30 protein-coding genes are annotated in these 25,441 nt (G+C 72.4%); 17 read left to right on the top strand and 13 right to left on the bottom strand.

Going from position 1 to position 25,441, the window contains the following annotated elements:
- Positions 1-14: 14 nt before the first annotated feature.
- From ACZ59A_RS10180 to ACZ59A_RS10165, 4 genes are read right to left on the bottom strand one after another with little or no spacing between them, the layout of a single operon-like run.
- Entirely contained in the window at positions 15-635 is a 621-nt protein-coding gene (locus ACZ59A_RS10180; protein WP_470956038.1) for a GTP-binding protein, read from the bottom strand.
- Entirely contained in the window at positions 583-1,047 is a 465-nt protein-coding gene (locus ACZ59A_RS10175) for a DUF742 domain-containing protein (protein WP_470956035.1), read from the bottom strand. Before ACZ59A_RS10175 ends, ACZ59A_RS10180 begins: the two co-directional genes overlap by 53 nt.
- Positions 1,048-1,075: 28 nt before the next feature.
- The gene (locus ACZ59A_RS10170) at positions 1,076-1,549 is read right to left on the bottom strand and encodes a roadblock/LC7 domain-containing protein (RefSeq protein ID WP_468055716.1); all 474 of its coding nucleotides are present in this window, start codon (positions 1,547-1,549) and stop codon (positions 1,076-1,078) included.
- On the bottom strand, positions 1,530-4,199 hold the full coding sequence (locus ACZ59A_RS10165; protein ID WP_470956032.1) for an ATP-binding protein: 2,670 nt from the start codon (positions 4,197-4,199) through the stop codon (positions 1,530-1,532). Before ACZ59A_RS10165 ends, ACZ59A_RS10170 begins: the two co-directional genes overlap by 20 nt.
- A gap of 333 nt (positions 4,200-4,532) precedes the next feature.
- Between ACZ59A_RS10165 and ACZ59A_RS10160 the strand changes: the two genes are divergently transcribed.
- Complete coding sequence (locus ACZ59A_RS10160) at positions 4,533-5,669, top strand: substrate-binding domain-containing protein (protein ID WP_470956029.1); 1,137 nt, start codon at positions 4,533-4,535, stop codon at positions 5,667-5,669.
- 15 nt (positions 5,670-5,684) lie between these two features.
- Here the strand turns inward: ACZ59A_RS10160 and ACZ59A_RS10155 are convergent, their stop codons facing one another.
- The gene (locus tag ACZ59A_RS10155; RefSeq protein WP_470956027.1) at positions 5,685-6,842 is read right to left on the bottom strand and encodes a beta propeller repeat protein; all 1,158 of its coding nucleotides are present in this window, start codon (positions 6,840-6,842) and stop codon (positions 5,685-5,687) included.
- 140 nt (positions 6,843-6,982) lie between these two features.
- Here ACZ59A_RS10155 and ACZ59A_RS10150 point away from each other — a divergent pair, with 140 nt between their 5' ends.
- The 3 genes from ACZ59A_RS10150 (at position 6,983) to ACZ59A_RS10140 (ending at position 9,180) form a co-directional block, all read left to right on the top strand.
- Positions 6,983-7,807: an endo alpha-1,4 polygalactosaminidase gene (locus ACZ59A_RS10150; RefSeq protein ID WP_470956024.1), complete on the top strand. Its 825-nt coding sequence runs from the start codon at positions 6,983-6,985 to the stop codon at positions 7,805-7,807.
- A 103-nt stretch (positions 7,808-7,910) separates the two neighbouring features.
- Positions 7,911-8,564, top strand: a complete 654-nt coding sequence (locus ACZ59A_RS10145) for a ClpP family protease (RefSeq protein ID WP_470956021.1) — start codon at positions 7,911-7,913, stop codon at positions 8,562-8,564.
- Positions 8,565-8,568: 4 nt separating this feature from the next.
- Entirely contained in the window at positions 8,569-9,180 is a 612-nt protein-coding gene (locus ACZ59A_RS10140; protein ID WP_470956019.1) for a ClpP family protease, read from the top strand.
- A gap of 4 nt (positions 9,181-9,184) precedes the next feature.
- Here the strand turns inward: ACZ59A_RS10140 and ACZ59A_RS10135 are convergent, their stop codons facing one another.
- Positions 9,185-9,589, bottom strand: coding sequence for a helix-turn-helix domain-containing protein (locus ACZ59A_RS10135; protein ID WP_470956015.1), 405 nt, complete (start codon positions 9,587-9,589; stop codon positions 9,185-9,187).
- 137 nt (positions 9,590-9,726) lie between these two features.
- On the opposite strand from ACZ59A_RS10135, the gene ACZ59A_RS10130 reads away from it, so the two are divergent.
- Together ACZ59A_RS10130 and ACZ59A_RS10125 are read left to right on the top strand one after the other, a co-directional pair.
- A complete protein-coding gene (locus ACZ59A_RS10130) occupies positions 9,727-10,602 on the top strand; it encodes an alpha/beta fold hydrolase (RefSeq protein WP_470956012.1) in 876 nt (291 codons plus the stop codon).
- Positions 10,603-10,687: 85 nt separating this feature from the next.
- Positions 10,688-12,502, top strand: a complete 1,815-nt coding sequence (locus ACZ59A_RS10125) for a gamma-glutamyltransferase family protein (protein ID WP_470956010.1) — start codon at positions 10,688-10,690, stop codon at positions 12,500-12,502.
- Positions 12,503-12,599: 97 nt separating this feature from the next.
- On the opposite strand, the gene ACZ59A_RS10120 is transcribed toward ACZ59A_RS10125, so the two are convergent.
- The gene (locus tag ACZ59A_RS10120; RefSeq protein WP_470956007.1) at positions 12,600-12,959 is read right to left on the bottom strand and encodes a DUF1330 domain-containing protein; all 360 of its coding nucleotides are present in this window, start codon (positions 12,957-12,959) and stop codon (positions 12,600-12,602) included.
- Positions 12,960-13,077: 118 nt separating this feature from the next.
- On the bottom strand, positions 13,078-13,590 hold the full coding sequence (locus tag ACZ59A_RS10115; protein ID WP_470956004.1) for a hypothetical protein: 513 nt from the start codon (positions 13,588-13,590) through the stop codon (positions 13,078-13,080).
- A gap of 198 nt (positions 13,591-13,788) precedes the next feature.
- Here ACZ59A_RS10115 and ACZ59A_RS10110 point away from each other — a divergent pair, with 198 nt between their 5' ends.
- Together ACZ59A_RS10110 and ACZ59A_RS10105 are read left to right on the top strand one after the other, a co-directional pair.
- A complete protein-coding gene (locus tag ACZ59A_RS10110; RefSeq protein WP_470956001.1) occupies positions 13,789-14,571 on the top strand; it encodes a calcium-binding protein in 783 nt (260 codons plus the stop codon).
- A 97-nt stretch (positions 14,572-14,668) separates the two neighbouring features.
- Positions 14,669-16,159 carry a helix-turn-helix domain-containing protein gene (locus ACZ59A_RS10105; protein ID WP_470955999.1) on the top strand — a complete coding sequence of 497 codons (1,491 nt, stop codon included), beginning with the start codon at positions 14,669-14,671 and terminating at the stop codon, positions 16,157-16,159.
- A gap of 236 nt (positions 16,160-16,395) precedes the next feature.
- Here ACZ59A_RS10105 and ACZ59A_RS10100 read toward each other — a convergent pair whose 3' ends face one another.
- The 3 genes from ACZ59A_RS10100 to mfd form a co-directional block, all read right to left on the bottom strand.
- The gene (locus ACZ59A_RS10100) at positions 16,396-16,791 is read right to left on the bottom strand and encodes a type II toxin-antitoxin system VapC family toxin (RefSeq protein WP_468055688.1); all 396 of its coding nucleotides are present in this window, start codon (positions 16,789-16,791) and stop codon (positions 16,396-16,398) included.
- The gene (locus ACZ59A_RS10095; RefSeq protein ID WP_468055687.1) at positions 16,788-17,066 is read right to left on the bottom strand and encodes a hypothetical protein; all 279 of its coding nucleotides are present in this window, start codon (positions 17,064-17,066) and stop codon (positions 16,788-16,790) included. Before ACZ59A_RS10095 ends, ACZ59A_RS10100 begins: the two co-directional genes overlap by 4 nt.
- 83 nt (positions 17,067-17,149) lie before the next feature.
- Complete coding sequence (gene mfd, locus ACZ59A_RS10090; RefSeq protein ID WP_470955995.1) at positions 17,150-20,710, bottom strand: transcription-repair coupling factor; 3,561 nt, start codon at positions 20,708-20,710, stop codon at positions 17,150-17,152.
- Positions 20,711-20,944: 234 nt separating this feature from the next.
- On the opposite strand from mfd, the gene gvpO reads away from it, so the two are divergent.
- Genes gvpO through ACZ59A_RS10045 form a run of 9 tightly spaced genes read left to right on the top strand, consistent with a single transcriptional unit; the run spans position 20,945 to position 24,559 of the window.
- Positions 20,945-21,280, top strand: coding sequence for a gas vesicle protein GvpO (gvpO, locus tag ACZ59A_RS10085; RefSeq protein WP_470955992.1), 336 nt, complete (start codon positions 20,945-20,947; stop codon positions 21,278-21,280).
- A 16-nt stretch (positions 21,281-21,296) separates the two neighbouring features.
- Positions 21,297-21,761 (top strand): gas vesicle protein GvpJ, encoded by a 465-nt coding sequence (gvpJ, locus tag ACZ59A_RS10080; RefSeq protein WP_470955989.1) that lies wholly within the window; start codon positions 21,297-21,299, stop codon positions 21,759-21,761.
- Positions 21,762-21,764: 3 nt separating this feature from the next.
- Positions 21,765-22,508: a GvpL/GvpF family gas vesicle protein gene (locus tag ACZ59A_RS10075; protein ID WP_470955986.1), complete on the top strand. Its 744-nt coding sequence runs from the start codon at positions 21,765-21,767 to the stop codon at positions 22,506-22,508.
- Complete coding sequence (locus tag ACZ59A_RS10070) at positions 22,496-22,732, top strand: gas vesicle protein GvpG (RefSeq protein WP_470955983.1); 237 nt, start codon at positions 22,496-22,498, stop codon at positions 22,730-22,732. The genes ACZ59A_RS10075 and ACZ59A_RS10070 overlap by 13 nt, the downstream gene beginning before the upstream one ends.
- Positions 22,725-23,072 carry a gas vesicle protein gene (locus ACZ59A_RS10065; protein ID WP_470955980.1) on the top strand — a complete coding sequence of 116 codons (348 nt, stop codon included), beginning with the start codon at positions 22,725-22,727 and terminating at the stop codon, positions 23,070-23,072. Before ACZ59A_RS10070 ends, ACZ59A_RS10065 begins: the two co-directional genes overlap by 8 nt.
- A complete protein-coding gene (locus ACZ59A_RS10060) occupies positions 23,069-23,299 on the top strand; it encodes a hypothetical protein (protein ID WP_470955977.1) in 231 nt (76 codons plus the stop codon). Before ACZ59A_RS10065 ends, ACZ59A_RS10060 begins: the two co-directional genes overlap by 4 nt.
- Positions 23,296-24,063 carry a GvpL/GvpF family gas vesicle protein gene (locus ACZ59A_RS10055; protein ID WP_470955974.1) on the top strand — a complete coding sequence of 256 codons (768 nt, stop codon included), beginning with the start codon at positions 23,296-23,298 and terminating at the stop codon, positions 24,061-24,063. The genes ACZ59A_RS10060 and ACZ59A_RS10055 overlap by 4 nt, the downstream gene beginning before the upstream one ends.
- The gene (locus ACZ59A_RS10050; protein ID WP_055548419.1) at positions 24,060-24,284 is read left to right on the top strand and encodes a gas vesicle protein; all 225 of its coding nucleotides are present in this window, start codon (positions 24,060-24,062) and stop codon (positions 24,282-24,284) included. Before ACZ59A_RS10055 ends, ACZ59A_RS10050 begins: the two co-directional genes overlap by 4 nt.
- Positions 24,281-24,559 carry a gas vesicle protein K gene (locus tag ACZ59A_RS10045; RefSeq protein ID WP_470955971.1) on the top strand — a complete coding sequence of 93 codons (279 nt, stop codon included), beginning with the start codon at positions 24,281-24,283 and terminating at the stop codon, positions 24,557-24,559. Before ACZ59A_RS10050 ends, ACZ59A_RS10045 begins: the two co-directional genes overlap by 4 nt.
- A gap of 44 nt (positions 24,560-24,603) precedes the next feature.
- Here the strand turns inward: ACZ59A_RS10045 and ACZ59A_RS10040 are convergent, their stop codons facing one another.
- Together ACZ59A_RS10040 and ACZ59A_RS10035 are read right to left on the bottom strand one after the other, a co-directional pair.
- A complete protein-coding gene (locus ACZ59A_RS10040) occupies positions 24,604-24,906 on the bottom strand; it encodes a hypothetical protein (protein ID WP_470955968.1) in 303 nt (100 codons plus the stop codon).
- Between the two features lie 143 nt (positions 24,907-25,049).
- Positions 25,050-25,385, bottom strand: a complete 336-nt coding sequence (locus tag ACZ59A_RS10035; protein WP_470955965.1) for a hypothetical protein — start codon at positions 25,383-25,385, stop codon at positions 25,050-25,052.
- Positions 25,386-25,441 lie beyond the last annotated feature (56 nt).

The raw sequence follows: 25,441 nt of genomic DNA, 5'->3' as shown, positions 1-25,441 counted from the left end.
TCCGGCTGGACGGATCAGGCCGGTTCGGCGGACTTGGCTCGGGTCAGGGCCACTTCGAGGACGACCAGCAGTGCGTCGCGGACCGATCCCGTGTCGCGGGCGTCGAAGACGGTGAGCGGGACGTGCTCGGAGACGTCGAGCGCCCACCGCACCTCGTCGAGGTCGTGCTCGACCTCGCCGTCGAAGGCGTTGACGGCGACGGCGAAGGGGATGTCCTTGTGCTCGAAGTAGTCGACGGCCGCGTAGCAGTCGTCCAGGCGGCGGGTGTCCACGATGACGAGGCCGCCGAGGGCGCCTTCGACCACGTCGTCCCACATGAAGCCGAACCGGTCCTGGCCCGGCGTGCCGAACAGGTAGAGCTTGAGGGTCGGGTCGATGGTGATGACGCCGAAGTCCATGGCGACCGTGGTGGTGGTCTTGCCGGGGGTGTGAGTGAGGTCGTCCACGCCCGCCGCGACCTCCGTGATGGCGGCCTCCGTGGTCAGCGGGCGGATCTCGGAGATGGCGCCCACGGCCGTGGTCTTGCCCACTCCGAAGCCACCCGCGATGACCAGCTTGACCGGCAGCGGCGGTTTTTCGGCTTCAGCTGCTGTCGCGGAGTGTGCCCCGTGAGTCGGGGACGGCACGGAGACCATCGATAACCCTTCGCAGTACGGAGATGTCCTGGACTGTCCTGGCGTCCGGCACGTGGATCGCCAGGTGTCCGGCGGTGCACAGGTCCTCCGCCAGGACCCGCACCACGTTGAGGTGGAGCCGGAGCCGGGCGGCCAGTTCCGCCACCGACTGCGGGCGTCGGCAGGCGGCGACGAGGTCGTGGCGTTCGAAGGTGAGCGCCCGCAGGGCGGAGAGCCCGTCCGCCGTCGCCACGACCTGGGCCTCGACCGGGAGCGGGGGCGCGGTTCCGCCACCGCCCGCCACCCGGCCCGCGGTGAGCAGGAACGGCCGGATCGCGGAGGCGCGGCCGACCGGCTCCGGCGGGTCGGTATCCCCGCCCGGCACGGCAGCGCGGTCCGCCGTCTCGTGCGAACCTGGTTCACCGGTGGCCATCGCGCCCCCTTCTGCATGACCGCATACGTCAGATGAACGGAGCGCCGGCGCTCTTCTTCAGCTCCAGTACGAGCTGCGGGGTGAGCGCGGCTCCGGCCCGGTTGGCGAAGAGGGTCATCTCGTAGGCGATGTTGCCGAGCTTCGCCTCCTTCGTCGTCACCACACCGAGGACGGCGCCGCAGCCGATGGCCGACACCAGTACGTGGCCGCCCTCCAGGTCGATGATGACCTTGTTGAGACCGCCGAGGCCGTAGTTGCCGGAGGCTCCGGCGGCGAGGCTCGTGACGCCGGAGACGATCGCGGCGAGCCGCTCGGAGTCGGCCTGTTCGCGCAGCTCGGATACGGCGATCAGCAGACCGTCGGACGACACGGCGATGGCGTCGACGACACCGGCGGTGTGGGTGGCGAACCGGTCGAGCAGCCAGGTGAAGTCGGCCGCGGCCGCTCGCAGGTCGGTGGGTTCCTGCCCAGCGGGACTGCTCTTACCTGTCGGCGTGGTCACTGCCCGACTCCTTCCGGGGTTGCTGATGCGGCAATGGCGTGGGTTCGGTCGGGGTGGCGGCACTGTCCTGCTGTGCCCTGCGTACGGCGGCCTCGAACTCGTCGAGTTCCGACCGGACCGCGTCGGCGTCGGCGGGCGCGCGGACGGCCGCGATGCCCCGGTCGGCCGGTGGCGTGGTCTTGTCGAGCGTCGCGCCCCGGACCCGCCGTCGCAGCGGGCGGGAGGTGGACGCGCCGGACGGCTTCTCCCCGGTGGGGGACGGGTGCTGAGTGGTGAATGGTTCCTGCTCAGCGGATTGTTTCTGCTCGACGGACGCATCGGCGGGCGCATCGGCCGGGGTCTCGGCAAGCGACTCCGCCGTCGTCTCCCGCGGCGCGCCCTCCGCGCCCTTGCGGTTCGGGATGCGCCGCGGGAGGCCGCCGGGCCGCGCGGGTTCCGCCTGGCTCCACTCGGGCGTGGTGGCGGGCGTCCGTACGGGCAGCGGCGTGGCACGGGCGGGCGAGTCAGGCGCGGCAGGGGGTACGGAATCGGCGGCACCGCCGGACTCGCCTCCGGGCGACGCCGACGACGAACCCGGCGTCCGGGCCAGCTCCGTGACCACCGGGGACGGCGCGGCGGCGTCCCTCGCGTTCACCGCCATCAGGAGCGTGTCGGGGATCCACACGGTGGCGGTCACACCGCCGCCGGGCGTACGGCTCAGGGCGACCCGGATGCCCCAGCGCCGGGCGAGGCTTCCGACGACGAACAGGCCGAGCACCTTGGTGGGGACGAGGTCGAGCCGTTCGCGGCGGATGAGCCGGGCGTTCTCCTCTTCGAGGCGTTCCGCGCCCATGCCGAGGCCGTGGTCGATGACCTCGATCAGCGCGCCGCCGTCCGCGGTGATGTCGGTGCCGGGCCGGACGACGACCTCGACGGGGGTGTCGGACGGGGAGAACGCGACCGCGTTCTCCAGCAGTTCGGCGACCATCAGCGTCAGGTCGCCGATGATGTCGGGCGCGACGGTGACCTCGGTCTCGGAGCGCAGGGAGACCCGCTGGAACCCCTCGATGCGGCCGAGGCTCGCCCGTATGACGTTGGCGAGGGTGGTCGGCTGGGCGTCCAGCTCGGCTTCCCGGATTCCGGCGAGCAGCATCAGGCTGTCGGCGTTGCGCTGGAGGCGTACGGCGATGTGGTCGATGCGGTAGAGCCGCTCCAGCACGTCGGGGGCGGTCTCCTCGCGTTCGACGGCGTCGATCAGCGTGAGCTGGCGGGTGGTGAGGTTGCTGACCCGGCGTCCGACGTTGCCGAACATCTCGCCGACGTTGCGGCGGCTGATCACCTGCCGTTCCAGCAGCGCCGCGGCGGTGACCTGGACCTGGTTGAACGCCTCGGCCAGGTCGCCGATCTCGTCGCGCACCGGGACGGGGATGGGCCGGGGCCGCAGCGGGGTGCTGTCGGGCGACTCGTCGTCCTCGACGCGGGCCAGTTCCTCGCCCGCCACCTCGACGACCTGGTGGGCGGCGCCGGTCAGGGCCGCCAGGGGGCGTACGACCGACCGCCGGACCAGGAAGGAGAAGCCGAGCCAGGCGGCGAAGCCGAGGATGGCGAGGCCGAGCAGGGCCACCGCCTTGTTCAGGGCGTCCTGGGAGAGGCTGTCGGCCCGGTCGGCGATCTGGTCGGTCAGCGCGCGGGTGATGTCGAGGCGGTCCCCGGCCTGCCGGGCGCCCGCGGCGATGGCCTTGCGCAGCGCTTGCGGTGACTGGCCCTGGAGGGAGGCCGGGTCGATCTGCAGCTCCGCGAACTTGGCGTCGAAGCCGTTCTCCTCGGCGCTGCGCTCGATGCCTTGCAGGCGCAGGACCTGGTCCGGGTCGGCGATGCGGCCGAATCGTTCCGTCTGCTCCTGGTAGACCCGGTGGGCACCGGCCGCGCGGGTGTACTCGGTGAGGGCGTTGGCGTCCTGGGTCTGGGCCGAGAACACCCCGCTCTCGAAGGCCGCGTGGGCGGCGTCGGCGCGCAGCACGGTGTCCAGCAGCTCGATCACGGAGGACGACGTGGAGCCGGAGAGGCGGTCGAGCCCGATGCCGTCGATCAGGTAGCCGACCGCGTTGGCGTACGCGGGGTCGATACCGGCGGCGGGCACCGAGCCCCGCTCGACCTTGTCCCGCAGTACGCCGAGGCTGTGGACGTAGTCGAGGGCCCGGCCCTCGTCCTTCGCCAGTCCCGCGCCGAACGCGGAACGCACGGCGGTCGTCTGCTCGTCGGTAGCCCGTTGCATCCGGCGGTAGTCGACGGTCGACGGCAGGCTCGCGCCGGGCCGGGCCGACTCCTGCTCCACCGCCAGCAGCAGCGCCTGCCGGTGCTCGGCCTGGATGTCGTTGATCAGCTGGGTGACCTGCTCGCTGTCGCGCACCAGTTGCGCGGTCCGGTCGGCGTCCCGGGCCTGCTGCACCTGGCCGTACGCGACGACGCCCAGCAGCACGCCGACGACCACGAGGGGCACGACCACCAGGACGTTGAGCTTCCGCCGGAACGGCCACCGGTCGAGGAGGGCGTCAGCTCGCAGCAGGGAATCGGCTTTCCGGGCGTCTGCCTTCCGGCGGAACCGGGGCTCCCGCGGGGCGCGCCCGGACGGATCCGGTTCGCGTGGCGGGTCCTCTGTGTCCACAGACACCCGGGCCTCCTTCGATGTGCTCCTGAGCGGTGACCGAGGTGTCGTTGTTGCCGACCGCCGACGACCGGGGAGCGTGACGCCGACGACGTTCGCGCCCATGCGAGCGACTAAATTACGCCACACGTCCAACCGGCCGTGAACATTACCGTGTGCGCCTACGCATGCAAGACATCCATCGGCAACGGTTACCGAAGCTTCATGGTTGTCAGGTTTAGGCCACTGGCCCGTAGCTTTCTCGATCGCCCCCAGGGGCTGCCCCGCGGGGCAACGCCCCCCGTAACCTGTCTGCTCCCACCCCCGGCCCGAACCGTCTGTGCCCCCGCGAGGAGACCCGTGCACGCCACCCGCAAGTCGGTCCTGACAGCCGCCGCGCTCCTGGCCGTGGCCACCACCGGCTGCGAACCCGGATCCGGCACCGCCGCCACGAAACCGCGCCCCGCCAAGCCCGGCTGCCCCGCCACCCTCGCCAAGGCCAAGCAGGCGGTCGCGAAGGCCGAGGACGTGGACACCCCGTGGAAGGGCCCCACGACCGGACCGAAGGCCCGGCACGGGAAGAGCATCGTCTTCATCCCCCACACCATCACCAACCCCGGGCCCGCCGGAGTCGCCCAGGGCGTCCAGGAGTCCGCCAAGCTCCTCGGCTGGAAGGCCCGCACCATCAACGGCCAGGGCACGCCGAGCGGCATCCGGTCCGCGTTCAAGGAGGCCATCGACCTCAAGCCGGACGGCATCGTCATCGGCGGCTTCGACCCCGCGACCGTCGCGGACGAGGCCGAGAAGGCCAGGGCCGCGGGCATTGAGCTGATCGGCTGGCACGCCGCCCCCGCCCCAGGGCCCAGCGAGAAGCCGGAACTCTTCACCAACATCACCTCCAAGGTCGAGGACGTCGCGAAGATCAGCGCCGACTGGATGATCGCCCGGTCGGAGGGCCACGCGGGAGTCGTGCTGTTCACCGACGCCACGGTGCCGTTCGCGAAGCGCAAGTCGGATCTGATCAAGAAGGAGCTGGCCACCTGCTCCGACGTCAAGCTGCTGAGCTACCAGAACATCCCGATACCCGACGTCAACCGCCGCGCCATCGGGGCCGTCCGCTCGCTGCTCTCCCGCTTCGGCGACAAGTGGACCCACTCCGCCGCCATCAACGACCTGTACTTCCAGCACACCGCCCCCGCCCTGCGCGCCGCGGGCAAGGACGGCGCGGGCGCCCCGTACACCATCGGCGCCGGTGACGGAGACCCGTCGGCCTTCGAGCGCATCAACACCAAGCGGTACCAGGCCGCCACCGTGCCCGAGCCGCTCTCCGAACAGGGCTGGCAGATCGTCGACGAGTTCAACCGCGCGTTCGCGGGCAGCCCCGCCAGCGGATACGTCGCCCCCGTCCACATCACCACCGCCGCCAACAGCGGCGGCGCCCTGTCCTGGGACTCCGAGGGCTACCGGCAGGCGTACCGCCAGATCTGGGGCCGGTGAAGGGTGCGAGGTGCCTCACTCTCCCTTGCCGGACTCTTCCTTGCCGGGGAAGCGGGACCAGCTGTGCCCGCCGTCAGTTGACCGCCACAGGCCCTCGCCGTCGATGTGTTCGTAGCTGGGGATGTCGGAATCGGCGATGCCGTAGAGGGTGTTCCCCCTCGCGAAGACCGAGGTGAGGTCGGCGGGCTCGGTGAGCTTGTGGAAGGAGCGGTTGGCGGGGGTATCGGCGACCAGCGGGGTCGCGTCGTCGCCCTCGACGAGTACGCGGCCGTCATCGAGCACCGTCACCTCGATCTCGCTGAGGCCGGGCTTGAACTCGTTCAGCGGCAGTCGGTCCGAATTCCGCACTGTCCGCCAGCTCTTGCCGTCGTCCGTCGTCACGAAGAGCCCGGTGAAAAGGGTGTCGTCCCGGCCGATGGGCTTCTCCAGGGGGACCGCGGCGGTGCCGCCGTGAGCGTCGATGTCCTCCCCCAGGAGCCGGTCCGGGAGATCCCGGGACCGCTGGGGACCGCCGTCCTCCCGGCGCGTCACCCGGTACGGCTCGGAACCTTCCGGCTGCCGGACTCCCCAGGCGATGCCCCGCTCGTCGAGGTCGGTGAAGGTGAGGTCCCGGGTCGCGGGCACACCCGCCGCGGGCGCCACGGTGTGGGTCGAGGTCCGCAGCAGCCTGTCTTTACCGCCGCCCAGCAGCACATCACCGCGCCCGAAGGTGAGGGGCTTCTTCGACGACCGCACAGGGTGCCGTTCACCCCGTACGTCGAGGAAGAACCCGTCCTTGACGGAGGGCAGGAAGACGAAGCCGTCCGGCACCGCGTAGAAGGGGCCCGGGTCTTCGTCCGTGCCCTCCACCATGTCCATGTGTTCCGCGTGTTCGGCGACGATGTCGCCGTCCGGCCCGTACAGCCGCCAGGCGTTGGCGGCGGGGCCCTCGTCGTCTTCCACGGAGGTGACGTTGTAGCGGCAGAGTACGGAACCGTCATCGCTGCGCAGCGCCTCGTACGGGGCTCCGGCGGCGTCGATGACGTCCCGGGCGCGCGGCGTCTCGTCCTCGATGACCTGCGTGTATCTCGTCTCGCGGTCGGCCGCGGACTGCGGAGAGCCGCAGGAGGCCAGGGCCGGTGTCAGGAGCGAGGCCATGGCGAGCGCGGCCGCGGAGGCCGTTCGGCGGTGCATCAAGAGAAGACCATTCGCGCGACTGCTGTGGAATGGACGATCCTCACACACCGGTGCGGTACGGCGCAGGGGGCGTGAGCCGGGGGCGGGGTGATCAGCCCGGCGTTTCGGCATTGGTCGGGCTTGAGAGAATCGTTCCCATGTCCCGCTCCCCCGCCGCACGTTCGCGGCTCGCCGTCGCCGCGATGGCGCTCGCCGTACTGACCGCCTGCTCCCCTTCCCTGACGAAGGACACGACGAAGGACACGGGAGAGGCCGACATCGAGCTGCCGCCCGTGGGGGCCGACTGGGACTACCAGATCGGTGGCGCGTACCCGCCGCCCAAGGGGGTCGAGATCGTGAGCCGGGACCGTGCGGACGATCCGGCGCCCGGGCTGTACAACGTCTGTTACGTCAACGCCTTCCAGACCCAGCCGGGCGAGAAGTGGCCGTCCCGGCTGCTGTTGCACGACAAGAAGGGCGAGGTCGTCAACGACCCCGAGTGGGACGGGGAGTCGGTGCTCGACATCACCACGGCGGCGAAGCGCGAGGCGGCGGCCGAGAAGGTCGGGGCGTGGATCGAGGATTGCGCGGACAAGGGGTTCGACGCCGTCGAGCCCGACAACCTCGACACGTTCACCCGCTGGCCGGACCTGCTGACCGCGGATCAGGCCACGGCGTACGTAGCGCTGCTGGCCGAGCGGGCGCACGACGCGGGGCTCGCCATCGCGCAGAAGAACACCGGGCCGCTCGCCACGCGCCGCGCGCGGACGGGGCTGGACTTCGCGGTGGTCGAGGAGTGCGGCCGGTACGAGGAGTGCGAGGCGTTCGCGAAGCCGTATCGGGACCGGGTGGTCGTGGTCGAGTACGAGGACAAGGGGATGGCGAAAGCCTGCGACGGCTTCGGCGACCGGCTGTCCGTCGTACGCCGCGACATGGACGTCTCCACCCCGGACGACGACGGGTACGTCCGCGACGTCTGCTGACGGCGCATCTGCCGCGGGCAGAGAAACCTGTCCGGGCGGCCGGTGCGGGCCGACAGTGAAGTGACCGCGGCGAAGGCCGCCGCGGACACCCCTGGGAGGCCCGATGTACGCACCCGTCACCGGCTGGGACCCGGCCCTGAGCCCCCGCGCCGACGAGGGCGATACGCCGCCCTCACGCTTCGACGACCACCTGGCCGCGCAGCTCCTCACCCAGCGCATCGTCTTCCTCGGCACCCAGGTGGACGAGGTCTCCGCGAACCGGGTCTGCGCACAGCTGCTCCTGCTGTCGGCGGAGGATCCGCGGACCGACATCAGCCTCTACATCAACAGCCCCGGCGGCTCGGTGACGGCCGGGCTGGCGATCTACGACACGATGCGGCTGATCCCCAACGACGTGGCGACCCTCGTCATGGGGTTCGCGGCGAGCATGGGGCAGTTCCTGCTCACGGTCGGGACGGCGGGCAAGCGGTTCGCACTGCCCAACGCGCGGATCATGATGCACCAGCCGTCGGCCGGGATCGGCGGGACGACCGCCGACATCGCGATCCAGGCCGAGAACCTGGAGTTCACCAAGCAGGCCATCGAGCGCATCATCGCCGAGCACACCGGCCAGACCCGGGAGACGATCTCCCGCGACGGCGACCGGGACCGGTTCTTCACGCCGGAGCAGGCGAAGGAGTACGGGATGGTCGACCACATCGTGGAGTCGCTGAGCGATGTGCGCCCGGGCGGTTCGCGGCGACGGATGGGGATCTGAGGACATGAGCCAGTACACGATTCCGACCGTCGTGGAGCGCACCACGCAGGGCGAGCGCGCGTACGACATCTACAGCCGTCTGCTGTCGGAGCGGATCATCTTCCTGGGTACGGAGATCGACGACGGCGTCGCCAACGTCGTCATCGCGCAACTCCTCCACCTGGAGTCGTCCGGCCCGGAGCAGGAGATCGCGATCTACATCAACTCGCCGGGCGGCTCGTACACCTCGCTCATGGCGATCTACGACACGATGACCTTCGTGACCGCCCCGATCTCGACGTTCTGCGTCGGCCAGGCGGCCTCGACCGCGGCGGTGCTGCTGGCCGGGGGCGATCCCGGGCGGCGCTTCGTCCTGGAACACTCCCGGGTCCTGCTGGGCCAGCCCGCGACCGGCGGGACGCGCGGCACGGTGTCCGACCTCAGCCTTCAGGCCAAGGAGATGCTGCGCATCCGCGAACAGGTCGAGGAGGTGCTGTCCCGGCACACCCCGCACGAGGTGGCGACGCTGCGCGCGGACATGGACCGCGACAAGGTGTTCACGGCGCGCGAGGCGGTGACGTACGGGCTGGCCGACGAGGTGCTGTCGCGGCGGCTGGTCCACGCGCACGCCGCGTAACGCCTCAGGCGGCGAGCCGCAGCCGGGCCTCGCCCTGATGGGAGCCCTGAGGGGAGGTCAGCCGTGCGTGGGGGGCGGCGGTCCCGGCCCTGGCCGTCCGCGTCCCCGCGCCCGTCAGCCGGATGATCTCGCCGTGGGTCAGCGCGAGCAGATCGGCCAGCCCCAGGCCGAGGGCGCGGGCGGCGGCCGCGAGGACTTCCGACGAAGCCTCCTTGCGGCCCCGCTCCAGCTCGGAGAGGTACGGCATCGAGATGCGCGCCGCATCGGCGACGTCCTTCAGCGTGCGCCGCTGCGCCAGCCGCTCCCGCCGCAGTACGTCCCCGACGACGTCCCGCCACAGTGGCTCCTTGGCGGCGGGGACGGGGCGCAGGGGGATGACGCGGGCTGGTTTCGGCGCGTGGCTGCTCATCCCCTCAGCGTAGAAGCGCCCCGCCCGCGCGTCAGCGAACTCCGCTCTGCCTGCGGCGAAAAAGCCCTTGACGGCGCGAACCATTGTCGAGACGATACGTCTCGTTTCCATCGGATGCCGTCGAGAGGACCACGCCCATGCACACCGCGTATGTCGAAGCCGCCCCCGGAGTGCGGCTGTGGACCGAGCAGCGCGGGGACGCGGACGCTCCGGCGCTGCTGCTGGTCATGGGCGCCCAGGCAGCCGGGCTCGGATGGCCCGAGCCGCTGGTGGAGGCGCTGGCCGAGCACCACCGCGTCATCCGCTACGACCACCGCGACACCGGTCGCTCCACCTGGTCCTACGACCAGGCCCCGTACCGCATCGCCGATCTGGCCGAGGACGTGGTCGCGGTGCTGGACGGGCTGGGCGTCGAGCGGGCGCATCTCGTCGGGATGTCGCTGGGCGGGATGCTCACCCAACTCGTCCTCGCCGATCACCCGGAGCGGGTGCTGAGCGCCACGCTCCTGTGCACCGGCGCGTGCAGCACCGCCCCGTACACCGCGCCCGACGGGACCCTCGTCCACGCCCACCAGATGCCCGGGGTGGATCCGCGGATCCTTCAGGAGTGGGCGCGGCCGGTGGAGGACCACGGGCTGGAGGCCGAACTCGACCGCCGGGTAAAGCACTGGAAGCTGCTGGGCGGCGACCGGATCCCCTTCGACGCGGACTGGTTCCGGGAGTTGGAGCGCGGGATCATCGAGCACACCGGGCGCTACGACACCTCCGGCGCGCACGCCCGCGCCGATCAGTCCGGGCTGCAGCGCACCGACGCCCTCGCCGCGACCCAGGTGCCCACCCTCGTCGTCGCGCCCACCGCCGAGCCGGTCTTCCCGCTGCCGCATCCGCAGCATCTGGCGCAGGTCATCAAGGGCGCCCGGCTCGTGGAGATCCCCGGCATGGGCCACGCCCTGCCCCGCCAGGTGCTGGGCCCACTGGCCGACGCGATCCTGGGGCACACCCGCGAGGGCTGACCGAGGCGCCATGGACCGGTCCTCGGGTCGTACGCGATGCTGGCCGCACCTCGGCCGCGCTCGTCCACGCACCCCAGGGAGCTGCATGTTCACCACCCGGCCCACCCTTCAGGGCACGTACGGCATGGTGTCGTCCACGCACTGGCTGGCCTCGCAGTCCGCCATGGCCGTCCTGGAGGACGGCGGCAACGCCTTCGACGCGGCCGTCGCCGCCGGGTTCGTCCTGCACGTCGTCGAGCCGCATCTGAACGGGCCCGCCGGTGAGGTGCCGGTCATCCTCGCCCCCGCGGGCTCGCCGCCGACCGTGCTGTGCGGGCAGGGCCCGGCGCCCGCCGGGGCCACCATCGACCACTACACCGGGCTCGGCCTCGACCTGGTGCCCGGCACCGGACCGCTGGCCGCGGCCGTCCCCGGCGCCTTCGACGCCTGGATGCTGCTGCTGCGCGACCACGGAACGCGGCGCCTCGCCGAGGTGCTGCCGTACGCGATCGGGTACGCCGAGCACGGGCACCCCGCGGTCGAGCGGGTCGGCGAGACGGTCGAGACCGTACGGGAGCTGTTCGAGACGGAGTGGACGGCCTCGGCCGAGCTGTACCTGCCGGGCGGGCGGTCGCCCGCCCCCGGGCGGCTGCTCACCAACCCCGCGCTGGCCGCCACCTGGCGGCGGCTCATCGCCGAGGCGGAGGCGGCCGGGCCGGGGCGGGAGGCCCAGATCGACGCGGCCCGCCGGGTGTGGGCGGAGGGTTTCATCGCCGAGGAGCTGGCCGCCGAGGCGGCCCGGCCCGCCATGGACTCCTCCGGGGAACGCCACGCGGGCACGCTCACCGGCGACGACCTCGCCGGGTTCGAGGCCACGTACGAGGACCCCGTCCGGTACACCTGGAACGGCTGGACGGTGTGCAAGGCCGGGCCCTGGAGCCAGGGGCCGGTCCTCCTCCAGCAACTCGCCCTGCTGCCGGACGGGCTGAGCGCGGAGGACCTGGGCACGCCCGACTACCTGCACGCCCTCATCGAGGGCAGCAAGCTCGCCATGGCCGACCGGGAGGCGTGGTACGGGGACGCCGACGTGGCCGTACCGCTCGCGGATCTGCTCTCCCGCCCGTACAACGACGCGCGGCGGGCGCTGGTGGGCGAGCACGCCTCGTACGAACTGCGCCCGGGGCACCCCGGCGGGCGCGAACCCCGGCTGAGCAAGCAGGCGCTGGCCGCCGTCGCCCGGTCCGCGTCCGGGGCCGCCGGACCGTCCGCCGGACCCGGGGGCGGGGAGCCGACCGTCGGCGGGGACGGTGTGGTGCGGGGCGACACCTGCCACCTCGATGTCGTCGACCGCTGGGGCAACATGGTCGCCGCCACCCCCAGCGGCGGCTGGCTGCAGTCCAACCCCGTCATCCCCGCGCTCGGCTTCCCGCTCGGCACCCGGCTCCAGATGGCCTGGCTGGACCCCGGCCTGCCGAACTCCCTGACCCCCGGGCGCCGCCCGCGCACCACCCTCACCCCCTCGCTCGCGCTGCGCGGCGACACTCCGGTCCTGGCCTTCGGCACACCGGGCGGCGACCAGCAGGACCAGTGGAGCCTGCACTTCTTCCTCCATGTCGCGCTGCGCGGCGCGGCCGTACGCTCCGGGCTCGACCTTCAGGGCGCCATCGACGCACCCAACTGGCACCAGGAGAGCTTCCCCGGCTCCTTCCACCCCCGTGCGATGACGGCGGGACGGGTGGTCGTGGAGTCGCGCGTCGGCGAGCCCGCGGTGGCGGAACTGCGGCGGCGCGGCCACGACGTGGCGGTGGGCGAGCCATGGTCGGAGGGACGGCTGTGCGCGGTGGGCCGCGACCCGGAGACGGGAGTACTACTGGCCGGCGCCAACCCCCGCGGCGCCCAGGGCTACGCGGTAGGCCGCTGAGCTCGCGCCGCGGCCCGGGCCCTGGCGAACACGCCGTACCGCACGTCCTGGCTCGCGCACCGCGACCCACGTCCCGGCGAACGCCGCAGCCCGAGCCCTAGCTCCCGCCGTAGCCGCGGGCGTCCGCCGCGCGGAGCTTGGCGGCGCGTTCGGCCGGGTCGTAGTCCGGGCCCACGCCGTCCACGAGGATCACGTCCCCCTCGATGTGATCCGTCCGCAGCGGCAGGATGTCCTGGTACGCGGGCGACGCGTACCAGGCCCGGGCCCGCTCCGCGTCCGGGAACACGATCAGCACCACGCTGCCCGGCCACTCGCCCTCCACCACCTCCAGCGGGCCGCCGTGGATGACGAAGCGGCCGTCGAAGGGGTCCAGGGTCGCCTGGATGCGCTCCAGATACGCGATGATGTCCGGGTGCGGGCTGCGGCCTCGCAGGTGGGCCAGTGCGTAGACGGACACGGATGCCTCCCGGGGATGCGCGGCGGCCGTCGGCCGACCACCGGTGTGGGACCACCCTCGCGCGGCCCCGGGAAGCCGTCGATTACCCGGCAGGTCATGCGACGCGCAGGGCGGGCCCTCAGTCCGTGAGCCCCAGGTCCTCCCGCATGATCCGCCGCATCGCCGCCAGCCGCGGCTCGGCGTCCTTCAGTTGGAGCAGCGCGACCGCCGCGGTCTCCCCCTCCCGCGGCAGCCCCCGGTCGATCCGCTTGGCCATCGCGTCGATACCGGCGAGGACCGTGTTCAGCTCACGGGACGCGGTGAGCACGCGCTCGGGGACGATCATCTGCGCCTCGGCATACCGGTCCCGGTAGTCGCGCCGGGCCTCCTCCAGCCGCTCGCGGTCGTCGTCCGTGTAGACGCCGTCCCGGATGCGGTGCAGCGCATCCTTGAGGAGGGTGTGGAACTGCCGGGAGGCGCGGTTCATGGCCGTGTAGGCGGCCCGGCGCTCCTCGAAACGACGGCGGCGGTCCTCGATCAGCACCTCCTCGGCCCGCTGACGCACCGTCAGCCGCTGGTGCAGCAGGGGCGCGAAGAGCGTGCCGAGGACCCCGACGACGGCGGTGACCATGGCGGCTATGACGGCGGACACGCGGCTCAGCCTAGCGACCGCTGGAAACGGAAACGGCGCGCCAATGCTCCGAGGAATTCTTCGTGAATCCGAATGGAACGCGAAAAGTAATTCCAGGAGATCGCCATAGAAAGCACCGGGGCGACACAACCCGCCGCATGCGCTGGGGGGTCAAAGGAGGTGATCGCACGTCAATATCCGCCCCTATGGAGGTACTTCATGACCGCCTATCGTCTGCGCTCCGGCCGCGGCCGCCCCATCGGCGTGGCCGCGTTGCTCGCCGTCGTGGCCAGTAGCGGGCTGTTCGCCTGGAACGCCCAGGCCGCCACGGCGCCTGCCGCGGCGACGGCCACCGCGAGCGTCACGGAGGGAGCGCTGTCCTACACGGCGGCCAAGGGCCAGACCAACAAGCTGACCATGAAGAAGGTCGGCGAGTCCGACACCACGATGACCTATGGCATCGACGACGTCGTCAACATCACCGCCGGTACGGACTGCACCCACCCCACCGCCTCCGACCCGACGTACGTGACCTGCGTCCTGCCCCTCCCCGACCCGGACCACGGCGGCACCTCGGCGACCGCGAACCTCGGCGACCGCGGTGACACCGCCACCATCTCCAGCGGCGATGTGGACGTCTTCGGCGAGGACGGCGACGACACCATCACCGGCGCCTCCATCGTGGTGGGCGGCAACGGCGACGACACCATCAGCGGCGCCAACAGCGCGAACGGCAACGCCGGTAACGACACCATCACCGATTCGTTCGGCGTGTGGGGCGGCGCGGGCGACGATGTCGTCACGGGCAATGACGTGGCCAATGAGATCCACGGCGGCCCCGGCAACGACGACCTCGACGGCGGCGCCAACGACGACTCGATCTACGGCGACGCGGGCGACGACCACCTCAAGGGCGGCCCGGGCGACGACTTCCTCTTCGGCAACGAAGGCAACGACGTCCTCGACGGCGGCCCCGGCAACGACAAGCTCTTCCAGGACTGACCGGGCCGGCAAGGCCGAGAGCCGGAACGGCCGGGGAAGCCGGACCGGCCGGGAAACCGGGCTGTCACCGCACAGATCACCGTCTAATGTGCTTTTCATGGCAGCTTCACCCTCCGACGCGCGAGCCGAACGCGCCGACGACGTGCTCGCCCTCGCCCGGCTCTCCGCCCGGCGCGGGGCGGTACGGGCCATGCTCGGCTGGCTCACCCGGCGCACCGGGGGCCCTGCCATGCTCATCGGAGCCGACGGTTCCGTGCTGGCCACGGCGGACGACCCGCCGCCCGCCGCGTCGTTGCGGCGGCTCGCCGCCGAGGCGGCCGTCGCGCTGCACCGGCGCGGCGTGCCGTCCGGGGTGCTCGGCGGGGGCGAGGCGCGCCCCGTCCATCTGGTCTCGCTCGGGTCCGCCGAGACCCGGGATCCGGCGCCGTATCTGGCGGTCGTCGCGCCCTCCGCACCGCGCTGCGGGGTGCTGCTCGCCGACGCCTCGCGCACCCTCGCGCTGAGCTGGCGGGTCGAGGAGGCCGAACGGGCGCGGCGTCGCGTCGAGTCGGCCGAGGCGCACAGTCGGGAGGCGGTGCTGCACCTGCTGATGGTCGGCAGCGTGCCCGCGGCACAGCGGATCGCCGCCGCGCTGCGCCCGGCGCTGCCCGCCGTGCTCCAGGTGTATGTGATCGAGTGCCCCGTCGACCGGCGGCGCGAGATCGCGGCGCGGATCCACGACTCGGTGCGCGGCCGGGCGTGGCTCGTGCCGTGTCCGGTGCGCCCCAACCACCTCATCTCGCTGGTCCCGGCCCAGGGGAAGCCGGTGGCGCCGGACGGCGAGCCGCTGGACCGGCTGATCACCCGGCAGGAGACGGAGTGCCGGGTCGGGGTGAGCGCGGAGATCGCGCTGCGGGACACCCCGGTCGGCTACGAGCAGGCGTTCCACGCGCTGGCGGTGGCCCGTAACGCACCGCAGCGGTCCGCCGGTTTCGGCGGGCACAGCGATGTGACGGTGCTGGCGAGCCCGGAGGGGCACGCCTGGGCCGGGGAACTGCTGGCGCCCTGCCTGGAGTACGCGCCGACCCGCCGCGCCGACCCGGGACCCGCGGAACTGCTCGGCACCCTCGGCTCCTGGCTCAGCTTCGGCACCGCCGCCAGCCGCCATCTGAAGATCCACCGCAATACGCTGGCCGCGCGGGTGCGGCACCTCGACGGGCTGCTCGGCGTGGACGTCAGCCACAGCCTGGCCGCCCAGTCGGCCGCCTGGCTCGCGCTGCGGCTGCACCAGGCGCCCCGCGGCACGGCCCCGGCCGGGCACCCGGCCACCCTCGACGGTGTGCTGTCCGCGCCCACCGCCGCGGTCTGGGCGCGGGCCCAGCTGCGGCCGCTGGAGCAGGCGAAGCTGACGGCCGGTCCCGAGACGGTACGGGCCTGGCTGCGCGCCGACGCCCGGCTGCCCGCGGCCGCCTCCGCCCTCGGGATCTCGCTGCCCGGGGCCCGTAAGCGGCTGGCCAAGGCCGAAGACGCGCTGGGGCGGTCGCTGCTGAGCGCGCCGAGCGCGAAGCACGAACTGTGGCTGGCGATGCGGGCGTTGGGCGACCTCTGAGCGACCCGCCCGCTGATCACCATTCGAACGGCAACCGCGCGGCGGCGTCACTGTGCAGTTCGTTCCTCGCCGCCCCGGCCGCCCGCGCCTACTGTCCTGGGTGAGCCCGGCGGGCCGCTCCGGAACCCTCCCCGGCTCCCTCCCTCCGATCCGGGGCCGGACGTCGCGCGACCACGGGGGTGCCGCGTGGCGTCCGGACCTGTTCGTTCGGCCCGTGCTGCCCGGCCGCTGCGCTCTCAGCCGATGACCTCGATCGCGCAGCGCGCCACGGTGCAGCGGCTCAGCCGGGCGTCGCCGGTGATCAGCGGCGCCCGGTACGCCTCGGCGGCGGCGATGTACGCGGCGTCGTAGCCGGAGACGTTGCCGCGCAGTTCCCACATCCGTATCAGCAGCGGCTGGACGCCGATCGCCTCGATCGACGCTCCCGTCAGGGCCGCCACGGCGTCCTCGGCCCGGGCCTGGCTGATCTTCCCGCCGAGGAGCCGGCCGCGTACGGCGTGGAAGGTCTCGACGACGAGATGGCTGGGCGCGGCCCAGTGCGGGTCCTGTGCGAGACGCGCGCGGGCCGCCTTCCCCGCGGCCCCGTCCCCCGTGAGCGCCTCGGTGAGCACGCTCGCGTCCACGATGATCACGTGGCCGCCCCCGGTTCGTCTGCCGGGAGACCGAGCTGGGCATCACGTGCGGCACGCTCCGCGTCCCGCTCGCGCACGGTCTCCGCCATGGTGCTCGCGGCACCGTCGTCGCGGTCCTCGAACCGCTGGAGCAACGCGACGTTGCCCGCCCGTTCCGCCTCGCTCTTGACCAGTTCCAGGAGGTACCCCTGGAGCGACTGGCCGAGCTGGCGTGCCCGGTCGGCCAGTATGTCGCGGACCTCGTCCGGCACATCCCGAATCTGCAGAGCCACCATGCATGCATTTTCCATGCACGGTGGCTCCACGGGCAAGCCGATTCCCCGGGAACGCGCCCGTCACGCTCCGGAGAGCGCGACCCTCACGACCCCAGGATCGTCGTCAGGAACTCACCCGTCCACGCCAGCAGCTCCCGTCCGACCAGCGGCTTTCCGCCGATGCGGGCCGTCGCCGGGCGGGGCACCAGGACCTGCTGGGTGGCGGGCTTGACGATCGCGCGCTGGTAGAGCCGCTTCAGGCGCAGCTCCTGGGACTCGCGCAGCTCCACCGGCCCGAAGCGGATGTTGGAGCCCTGGAGGGTGATGTCGCCGACGCCGCAGGCGCGGGCCAGCAGCCGCAGGCCCGCGACCAGGAGCAGGTTCTCCACCGGCTCGGGCAGCGGCCCGTAGCGGTCGGTCAGCTCCTCGCGGACGGCGCGGATGTCGTCCTCGCCGTTGGCCGAGGCGATGGCGCGGTACGCCTGGAGGCGCAGCCGCTCGCCCGGCGCGTAGTCGTGCGGGACGTGCGCGTCGACCGGAAGCTCGATCTTGACCTCCAGCGGCGCCTCCTCCACCTCGCCGCCGTCCGCCTCCAGCGTGGCCCGGTAGTCGGCGACGGCCTCGCCGACCATCCGTACGTACAGGTCGAAGCCGACGCCCGCGATGTGCCCGGACTGCTCGCCGCCGAGCAGATTGCCCGCACCGCGGATCTCCAGGTCCTTCATCGCCACGTACATGCCCGCACCCATCTCGGTGTGCTGGGCGATGGTGGCCAGCCGCTCGTGGGCGGTCTCGGTGAGCGGCTTCTCCGGCGGGTAGAGGAAGTACGCGTAGCCGCGCTCGCGGCCTCGCCCGACCCGGCCGCGCAGCTGGTGCAGCTGGGAGAGGCCGAAGTTGTCGCCGCGCTCGACGATGAGGGTGTTGGCGTTGGAGATGTCGATGCCGGACTCCACGATCGTCGTGGAGACCAGGACGTCGAACTTCTTCTCCCAGAAGTCGACCACGACCTGCTCCAGGGCGCCCTCCGACATCTGGCCGTGGGCGGTGGCGATGCGCGCCTCGGGGACGATCTCGCGCAGCTTGGCCGTGGCCCGGTCGATGGACTCGACCCGGTTGTGGATGTAGAAGACCTGGCCCTCGCGCAGCAGCTCGCGGCGGATGGCCGCGCCGATCTGCTTCTGCTCGTACGGCCCGACGAAGGTCAGCACCGGGTGGCGCTCCTCCGGCGGGGTGGTGATCGTGGACATCTCGCGGATGCCGGTGACCGCCATCTCCAGGGTGCGCGGGATGGGGGTGGCGGACATGGTCAGCACGTCCACATTGGCCCGGAGCTTCTTCAGCTGCTCCTTGTGCTCCACGCCGAAGCGCTGCTCCTCGTCCACGATGACCAGGCCCAGGTTCTTGAACTTGGTCTCGGAGGAGAACAGCCGGTGGGTGCCGATGACGACGTCGACCGAGCCCTCGCGCAGCCCCTCCAGCACGCCCTTCGCCTCGGTGTCCGTCTGGAACCGGGACAGCGCCTTGACCACGACCGGGAACTGCCCGTACCGCTCGCTGAAGGTGCCCATGTGCTGCTGGACGAGGAGCGTCGTCGGCACCAGCACCGCGACCTGCTTGCCGTCCTGGACCGCCTTGAAGGCGGCGCGCACCGCGATCTCGGTCTTGCCGTAGCCGACGTCGCCGCAGATCAGCCGGTCCATCGGGACCGACTTCTCCATGTCCTCCTTGACCTCGCCGATGGTGGTGAGCTGGTCGGGCGTCTCCGCGTACGGGAACGCGTCCTCCAGCTCGCGCTGCCAGGGCGTATCGGGGCCGAAGGCGTGTCCTGGGGCGGCCATCCGGGCCGAGTACAGCTTGATCAGGTCGGCCGCGATCTCCTTGACGGCCTTCTTGGCGCGCGCCTTGGTCTTCGTCCAGTCGGCGCCGCCGAGCCGGTGCAGCGTGGGGGCCTCGCCGCCCACGTACTTGGTGATCTGCTCCAGCTGGTCGGTGGGGATGTAGAGCCGGTCGCCGGGCTGGCCGCGCTTGGCCGGGGCGTACTCGACCACCAGATATTCGCGGGTCGCGCCCTGCACGGTGCGCTGCACCATCTCGATGTAGCGGCCCACGCCGTGCTGCTCGTGGACGATGAAGTCGCCCGCTTCGAGGGTGAGCGGGTCGATCGTCTTACGGCGGCGCGCGGGCATCCGCGCGCCCTCCTTGCCCGCCGCCTTCTGCCCGGACAGATCCGTTTCGGTGAGGACGGCCAGCTTCAGACCGGGGTCGACGAAGCCGTAGTCGATGGAACCGCACGCCACATGCACCACGGACGGCTTGATCTCGCCGAGGTCCGCGTCGAGCCGCGCCGCGATCCCCTCGCCGCTCAGCACCTCGACGGTGCGGGAGGCCGGGCCGTGGGCCTCGGTGACGTACACCGCGCGCCAGCCCTCGGCGAGCCAGCCCTTGGTGTCGGCCAGCGCGCGGGCGGTGTCGCCGCGGTAGGTCTCGGGGGCGTGCATGCCGAGCTTCAGCGTGTCCCCCGCCGCGTCAGCGGCAAATGTCCCCGTGAGGTCCTCGTCGGCCGCGAAGGGGCTGACCGACCACCACATCATGTCCAGCTCGCGGGCCCGGTCCCTTACGTCCGCCAGCCCCCACAGCGAGGCCGCGCCCACGTCGATCGGCGCCTCGCCGCCGCCTGCCGTGGCCGCCCACGAGGCCTGCAGGAACTCCTGGCTCGTGGCCACCAGGTCCGCGGCCCGGGTCCGCACCCGCTCCGGGTCGCAGACCACCGCCATGCTGCCCCTGGGCATCACGTCGAGCAGCAGCTCCATGTCGTCGACCAGCACCGGGGCCAGGGACTCCATGCCCTCGACCGCGATCCCCTCGGCGATCTTGCCCAGCAGCTCACCCAGCTCCGGGTGGGCCTCGGCGAGCGCCGCGGCCCGCTCCCGTACGTCCTCGGTCAGCAGCAGCTCACGGCAGGGCGGGGCCCACAGCCCGTGCTCCGCGACCTCCAGGGAACGCTGGTCCGCGACCTTGAAGTAGCGGATCTCCTCGACGTCGTCGCCCCAGAACTCGATCCGCAGCGGATGCTCCTCCGTCGGCGGGAAGACATCCAGGATGCCGCCGCGCACGGCGAACTCGCCGCGCTTCTCGACCAGCTCCACCCGGGAGTACGCGGCGGCCGCGAGCCCGTCCACGACCTCCCCCAGATCGGCGCTCCGCCCGGCCCGCAGGCTCACCGGCTCCAGCTCGCCGAGCCCCTTGACCTGCGGCTGAAGCACCGAACGCACCGGCGCCACCACCACCGACACCGGCCCCGCGGCCGGGTCGTCGGGGCTCGGATGCGCGAGCCTGCGCAGCACGGCGAGCCGACGGCCGACCGTGTCCGAACGCGGCGAGAGCCGCTCATGCGGCAGCGTCTCCCACGACGGATACTCCACCACCCCGTCCGGCGGCAGCAGCGACCGCAGCGCGGCCGCCAGATCCTCGGCCTCCCGGCCGGTGGCGGTCACCGCGAGCACGGGCCGCCCGGCGGAGCGCGCCAGCGCGGCGACGGCGAAGGGCCGGGCGGCGGGCGGGCCGACCAGATCCACATGAGGGCGGTTTCCGTCGGCGGCGCCGCGCACCGCCTCGGCGAGCGCGGGGTCCCGTACGACGGCGTCGAGCAGGCCGGTGAGGCTCATAAAGGGGTATTCCATCCCGGAGGCGGACAACGCGAACCACCCGACACGTCGCACGGGCCGGGGGTCTTCCAGAGTACGGCCCCCCGCCGACATCCTCCGCCGGGCGCGGTTTGTCCGGTCATACGGGGACGGCGCCCGGGCCGTCGCGTCCGGTGCACACCGGAGCAACGCCACGCCCGCATCTGGCCCAGCTCAGCGCGCGGCCCGGCACGGCCTGTGAACAGACTGATGCACATGGCAGAGCGAGAGCGGCGCGCGTCCGGCGCCGAGACCAGCCGCAAGACGCGGGAGCGCGAGCGCGAACCCGGGTCCGGGCCCGGCCCCGAGCAGGCGGCCGGGCACGCCTGCGAACGGCTCGGCGCGCTGATCACCCATCCCACCGAGGGGGTGTCCGCCGTGCGGCGGACCGAGGACGGCTGGCGGGTGAGCGTGGACGTGCTGGAGGTCGCCCGCATCCCCGACACGACGAGCCTGCTGGCCACCTACGAGGTGGACCTCGACCAGCGAGGCGAGCTGCGCCAGTACCGGAGGGTCCGCCGCTACCGGCGCGGTGCGGCCGACGACTGCTGAAAGGACCGCTCCGACCATGGCTCCCACCACATACACCGAGGAAGTCGTCTGCGTTCCGCGGGCGGGCACCCTGTACGACGTCCTGGAACTGATCCTCGACCGCGGCATGGTGATCGACGTGTTCATCAGGGTCTCCCTGGTCGGCATCGAGATCCTGAAGATCGACGCCCGGATCGTGGTCGCGAGCGTGGACACCTACCTCCGCTTCGCGGAAGCCTGCAACCGCGTGGACCTCGAACACGACCGCAGCAGCCGCACCGTGCCCGAGCTGTTCGGCATGGGCGAAGGCGGCGGCAGCGCGGCGGGGGCGGTGGCCCAGGGCCTCGGCAAGCGGAAGGTCAAGAAGGCGGTCGGCGCCGTGGAGGACAAAGTCAAGCAGGCCGTAGGGGACGGCGACGAGGACGAACCGGAAGAGGAGCCCCGGCCGCGGCGCCGCACCGGCACCGCACCCCGCACCCGCCGCCGCTCCGAGGAGGACTGACCCATGGCCGAGACCGCCGCGCCCCGCAGCGTGTACGTCTACGGCGTCGTCCACGCCCGCCGCGTCCTGCCGCCCGGCCGCACGGGCGTCGGCGAACACCCCGCCCCGCTGCGCACACTGCGCGCCGGTGAGCTGGCCGCCGTCGTCAGCGACGCCCCGGAGGGGCTGCGCGCCAAGCGGCGCGATCTCCTGGCCCACCAGGAACTGGCGCTGGCGCTCGCGGCGGACGGGCCGGTGCTGCCCATGCGCTTCGGGATGGTCGCGCCCGACGAGGACGTGGTGCGGCGCCAGCTGGAGTCCTCGCACGGCGACTGCCTCGCCGCCCTCCACCGGGTCGACGGCCGGGTCGAGATGAACCTCAAGGCGGTCCCCGCCCAGGGCGATCTGCGGTCGCTGGTGCGCGAGGACCCCGAGGTCGCCCGGCTGCGCGCCGAAGCCCACCGCACCCCCGGCTACGAGGCCAGCCTGCGGCTCGGCGAGGCCGTGGCCCGGGGGCTGACCCGCCGCGCCACGGCCACCGCGACCGCGGTGCTGGCCGCGCTGTCGGAGGTGGCGGACGAGCGGGTGGCCGGGCCGGAGGTACCGGGGTGCGTGCTCAACGCGTCCTTCCTCCTCGCCCGGGACGAGCTGCGCCGCTTCCGCACCGTGGTCGAGCGCCTGGCGGACGAGCACGGCGGCCATGTCGAACTGCGGCTGACCGGGCCGCTGCCCTGCTACAGCTTCGTGGAGCCCGCATGGGCGTGCTGAGCGAGATCGCGCTGCTCCCGCTGGCGCCCGTACGAGGCGTCGCGTGGGTCGCGGAGTGCCTGCGGGACGCCGCCGAGCGCGAGACGTGCCACCCGTCCGTGATCCGGGCCCGGCTCGCCGCCCTGAACGAGGCGCTGGAGAGCGGGCTGGTCACCCCGGAGGAGTTCGACCGCGACGAGGACCGCCTGCTCGACCTGCTGGAACGAGGCACGCGCCGTGACTGACCACGACCTGCTCCGTCCCCCTCCCCCGACCACCGGCCCGCCGACGTCCGACCTCGCCGAGATCCTGGAACGGGTCCTCGACAAGGGCATCGTCATCGCCGGGGACATCAAGATCGACCTGCTGGACATCGAACTCCTCACCATCCGGCTGCGGCTGTTCGTCGCATCCGTCGACACCGCCCGCAAGGCCGGGATCGACTGGTGGGAGACCGACCCGGCGCTGTCCTCGCGCGCGAGGCGGGACGCGCTCGCGGAGGAGAACGAGCGGCTCAGGGAGCGCCTCGACGCCTTCGAGTCGGGTGAGCTGACCGCCGCGTCCGCGGGAGGCGACGGCGCATGACCGCCACGCTCACCGACACCGGGTCGGCGGTGGCGAACGCGAGGCCCGGGGAACGCCTCGACGCCCACGCGACGGGCGCGGGCGGCCGCCACCCCGGAAGCGGACGCATGACCACACCTGTCTTCGTCTACGCGTACGCACCCGCCCTCACGGAGGAACACGCAACGTCCGGAGAACACCCCGACGCCCGCACACCAGCCCCCGGCACCACCGGGAGCAGCACATGACCGCGCCCGTCCTCGTCTACGCGTACGCCGTCTGCCGCCCGTACGAGGGCCCCACACCGACGGGACTGCCCGGACTCGACCCGGGCAGCCCCGTCCGTACCCTGCCCGTGGGTCCGCTGGCCGCCGTCGTCCAGGACGTACCGGCGGTGGAGTTCTCCGAAGAGGCCCTGCGCCGACGCCTCTCCGACCGCGCCGAGCTGGAACGCTGCGCCCGCGCCCACCACGAGGTGATCACCGCCGTCTCCTCGGTCACCGCGACCGTCCCCCTCCCCCTCGCCACCCTCTACCGAGGCGACGAACGGGTCCGCGAGGCCCTGCGCGAGAAGGAGACGGCCTTCCTGGCCGCCCTCGACCGGCTGGCGGGCCGCGCCGAATGGGGCGTCAAGGTCTACGCCCCGACAAGCCCTCCGCCCGTCCGGGACACGGCCACGGCGGACACCGGCCGCGCCTACCTCGACCGCGTCCGCAACCGCCACCAGGGCCGCGAGCAGCGCCAGAACGAAGCCCTTCAGGCCGCCGAGCGCGTGGACACGGTCGTACGCACCTTCGCCGTGGCTACCCGCCGACTGCGCCCGCACGGCGCCGAGGTCACCGGCCCGCACCGCACCCACATCCTGAACGCGGCCTACCTCCTCGACACCACCCGCACCCGCGAACTCCGCGCCGCCCTGACCTCCCTGCGCAGCGACGAGCCAGCGATCCAGATCGAGGTGTCGGGCCCCTGGGCCCCGTACTCCTTCACCGACACCGGGGGCGCCCCATGACCACCGCCGCCTGGGGCACCGTCCCCGCCGAAGCCCACGGCCCCATCGGTGTCCCCCTGGTCGACCTCCTCGACCGGGTGCTCGCCACCGGGGTCGTCGTCAGCGGCGACCTGGTCATCGCCATCGCCGAAGTCCCCCTCATCCGACTGTCCCTGCACGCCCTGCTCTCGTCCGTCAACGAACGCGTCCCCGCCCCCTGGACCGACGGCGGCCCGCTGTGACCGACACCCGCGTCGACCTCGACAAGGAGGCGATGGGCCGCGACCTGGTCGCCCTCGTCCTGACGGTGGTCGAACTCCTCCGCCAGCTGATGGAACGCCAGGCCCTGCGCCGCATCGACGCGGGCGGCCTCACCGACTCCCAGATCGAGGACATCGGCACCACCCTGATGCACCTGGACCGCCGGATGACGGAGCTGTGCGACCAGCACGGCCTCACGATGGAAGACCTCAACCTGGACCTGGGACCGCTGGGCACCCTGCTCCCCCGCGACTAGCGAGACCTCCAGCACATGGGCCGGAGGTCTCGCGCCCGGGTGTCCTAGTACCACATGTACAGGTGGTACTTGAACTTCCCGTCAGTACCCAGGCCGGGGTCGCACTCCGCGACCCAGCTGGGGTGCAGGTTCATCCAGTAGTTCCCTCGGGCCTGGCACTCCCTAAGGGTCGAGTGGCTGCTGTAGAAGTGCTTGGCCGCCCGCACACTCTGACTGTCCACGACGCCCTCGGTGTCGGCGGAAGCGACGGTTGACGCCGTGGGAGCTGCCTGGGCAGGTGCCGCCATGAGGCCCAGTCCGACGGTGGTTCCGAGTGCGAGTCCTACGATGACCTTGCGGCTGCGCATAAGTACCTCTTCCTCCAGCGAAGCCGTGCCCGGAAGGCCGGTCCTCCGCACTTGTTCGACGGCCATCACCTTGCTCGTTCGACCATGGGCAAACCTTGGAGGAAGTTTGAATGAGCTGGTCAGAACCCTACAGGCGCTAGCCGTCAGGCCGCCTCGGCCGCATCGAAGGTGGCCGCGCGTGGGGGCGTGAGCCACACCAGCCGCGCCGTGACGCCGTCCATCCGCGCGAAGTGCCGGATCGCCCGGTCGGGCGTGGGCAGGCTGAACCTCCGCCGCCCGTCCACGCTGGTCACATCCGCGTGCCCGTCCTCGTACGCCATCCCCCACGCCGCGACCTCGGCGTCCCGCCAGCCGTCGTCCAATGCGAATTCCTGGACGACGGCGAAGAGTCGGGGCGCGGTGTCGAGGACGAGCGAGCGCACTTCTCCGTCGAAATCGAACGGCTCAGGGGCGGTGTGGTCCGGCGATACGGTGACCATGGAAGTCTCCCGTCAGAAGGTGGAGTTGGTCCGGGCACTCATGTCGCAGCAGGGCA

It is taken from the genome of Streptomyces sp. NPDC040405, from assembly GCF_055595765.1.
This window is presented reverse-complemented; position numbering and strand designations above follow the sequence as displayed.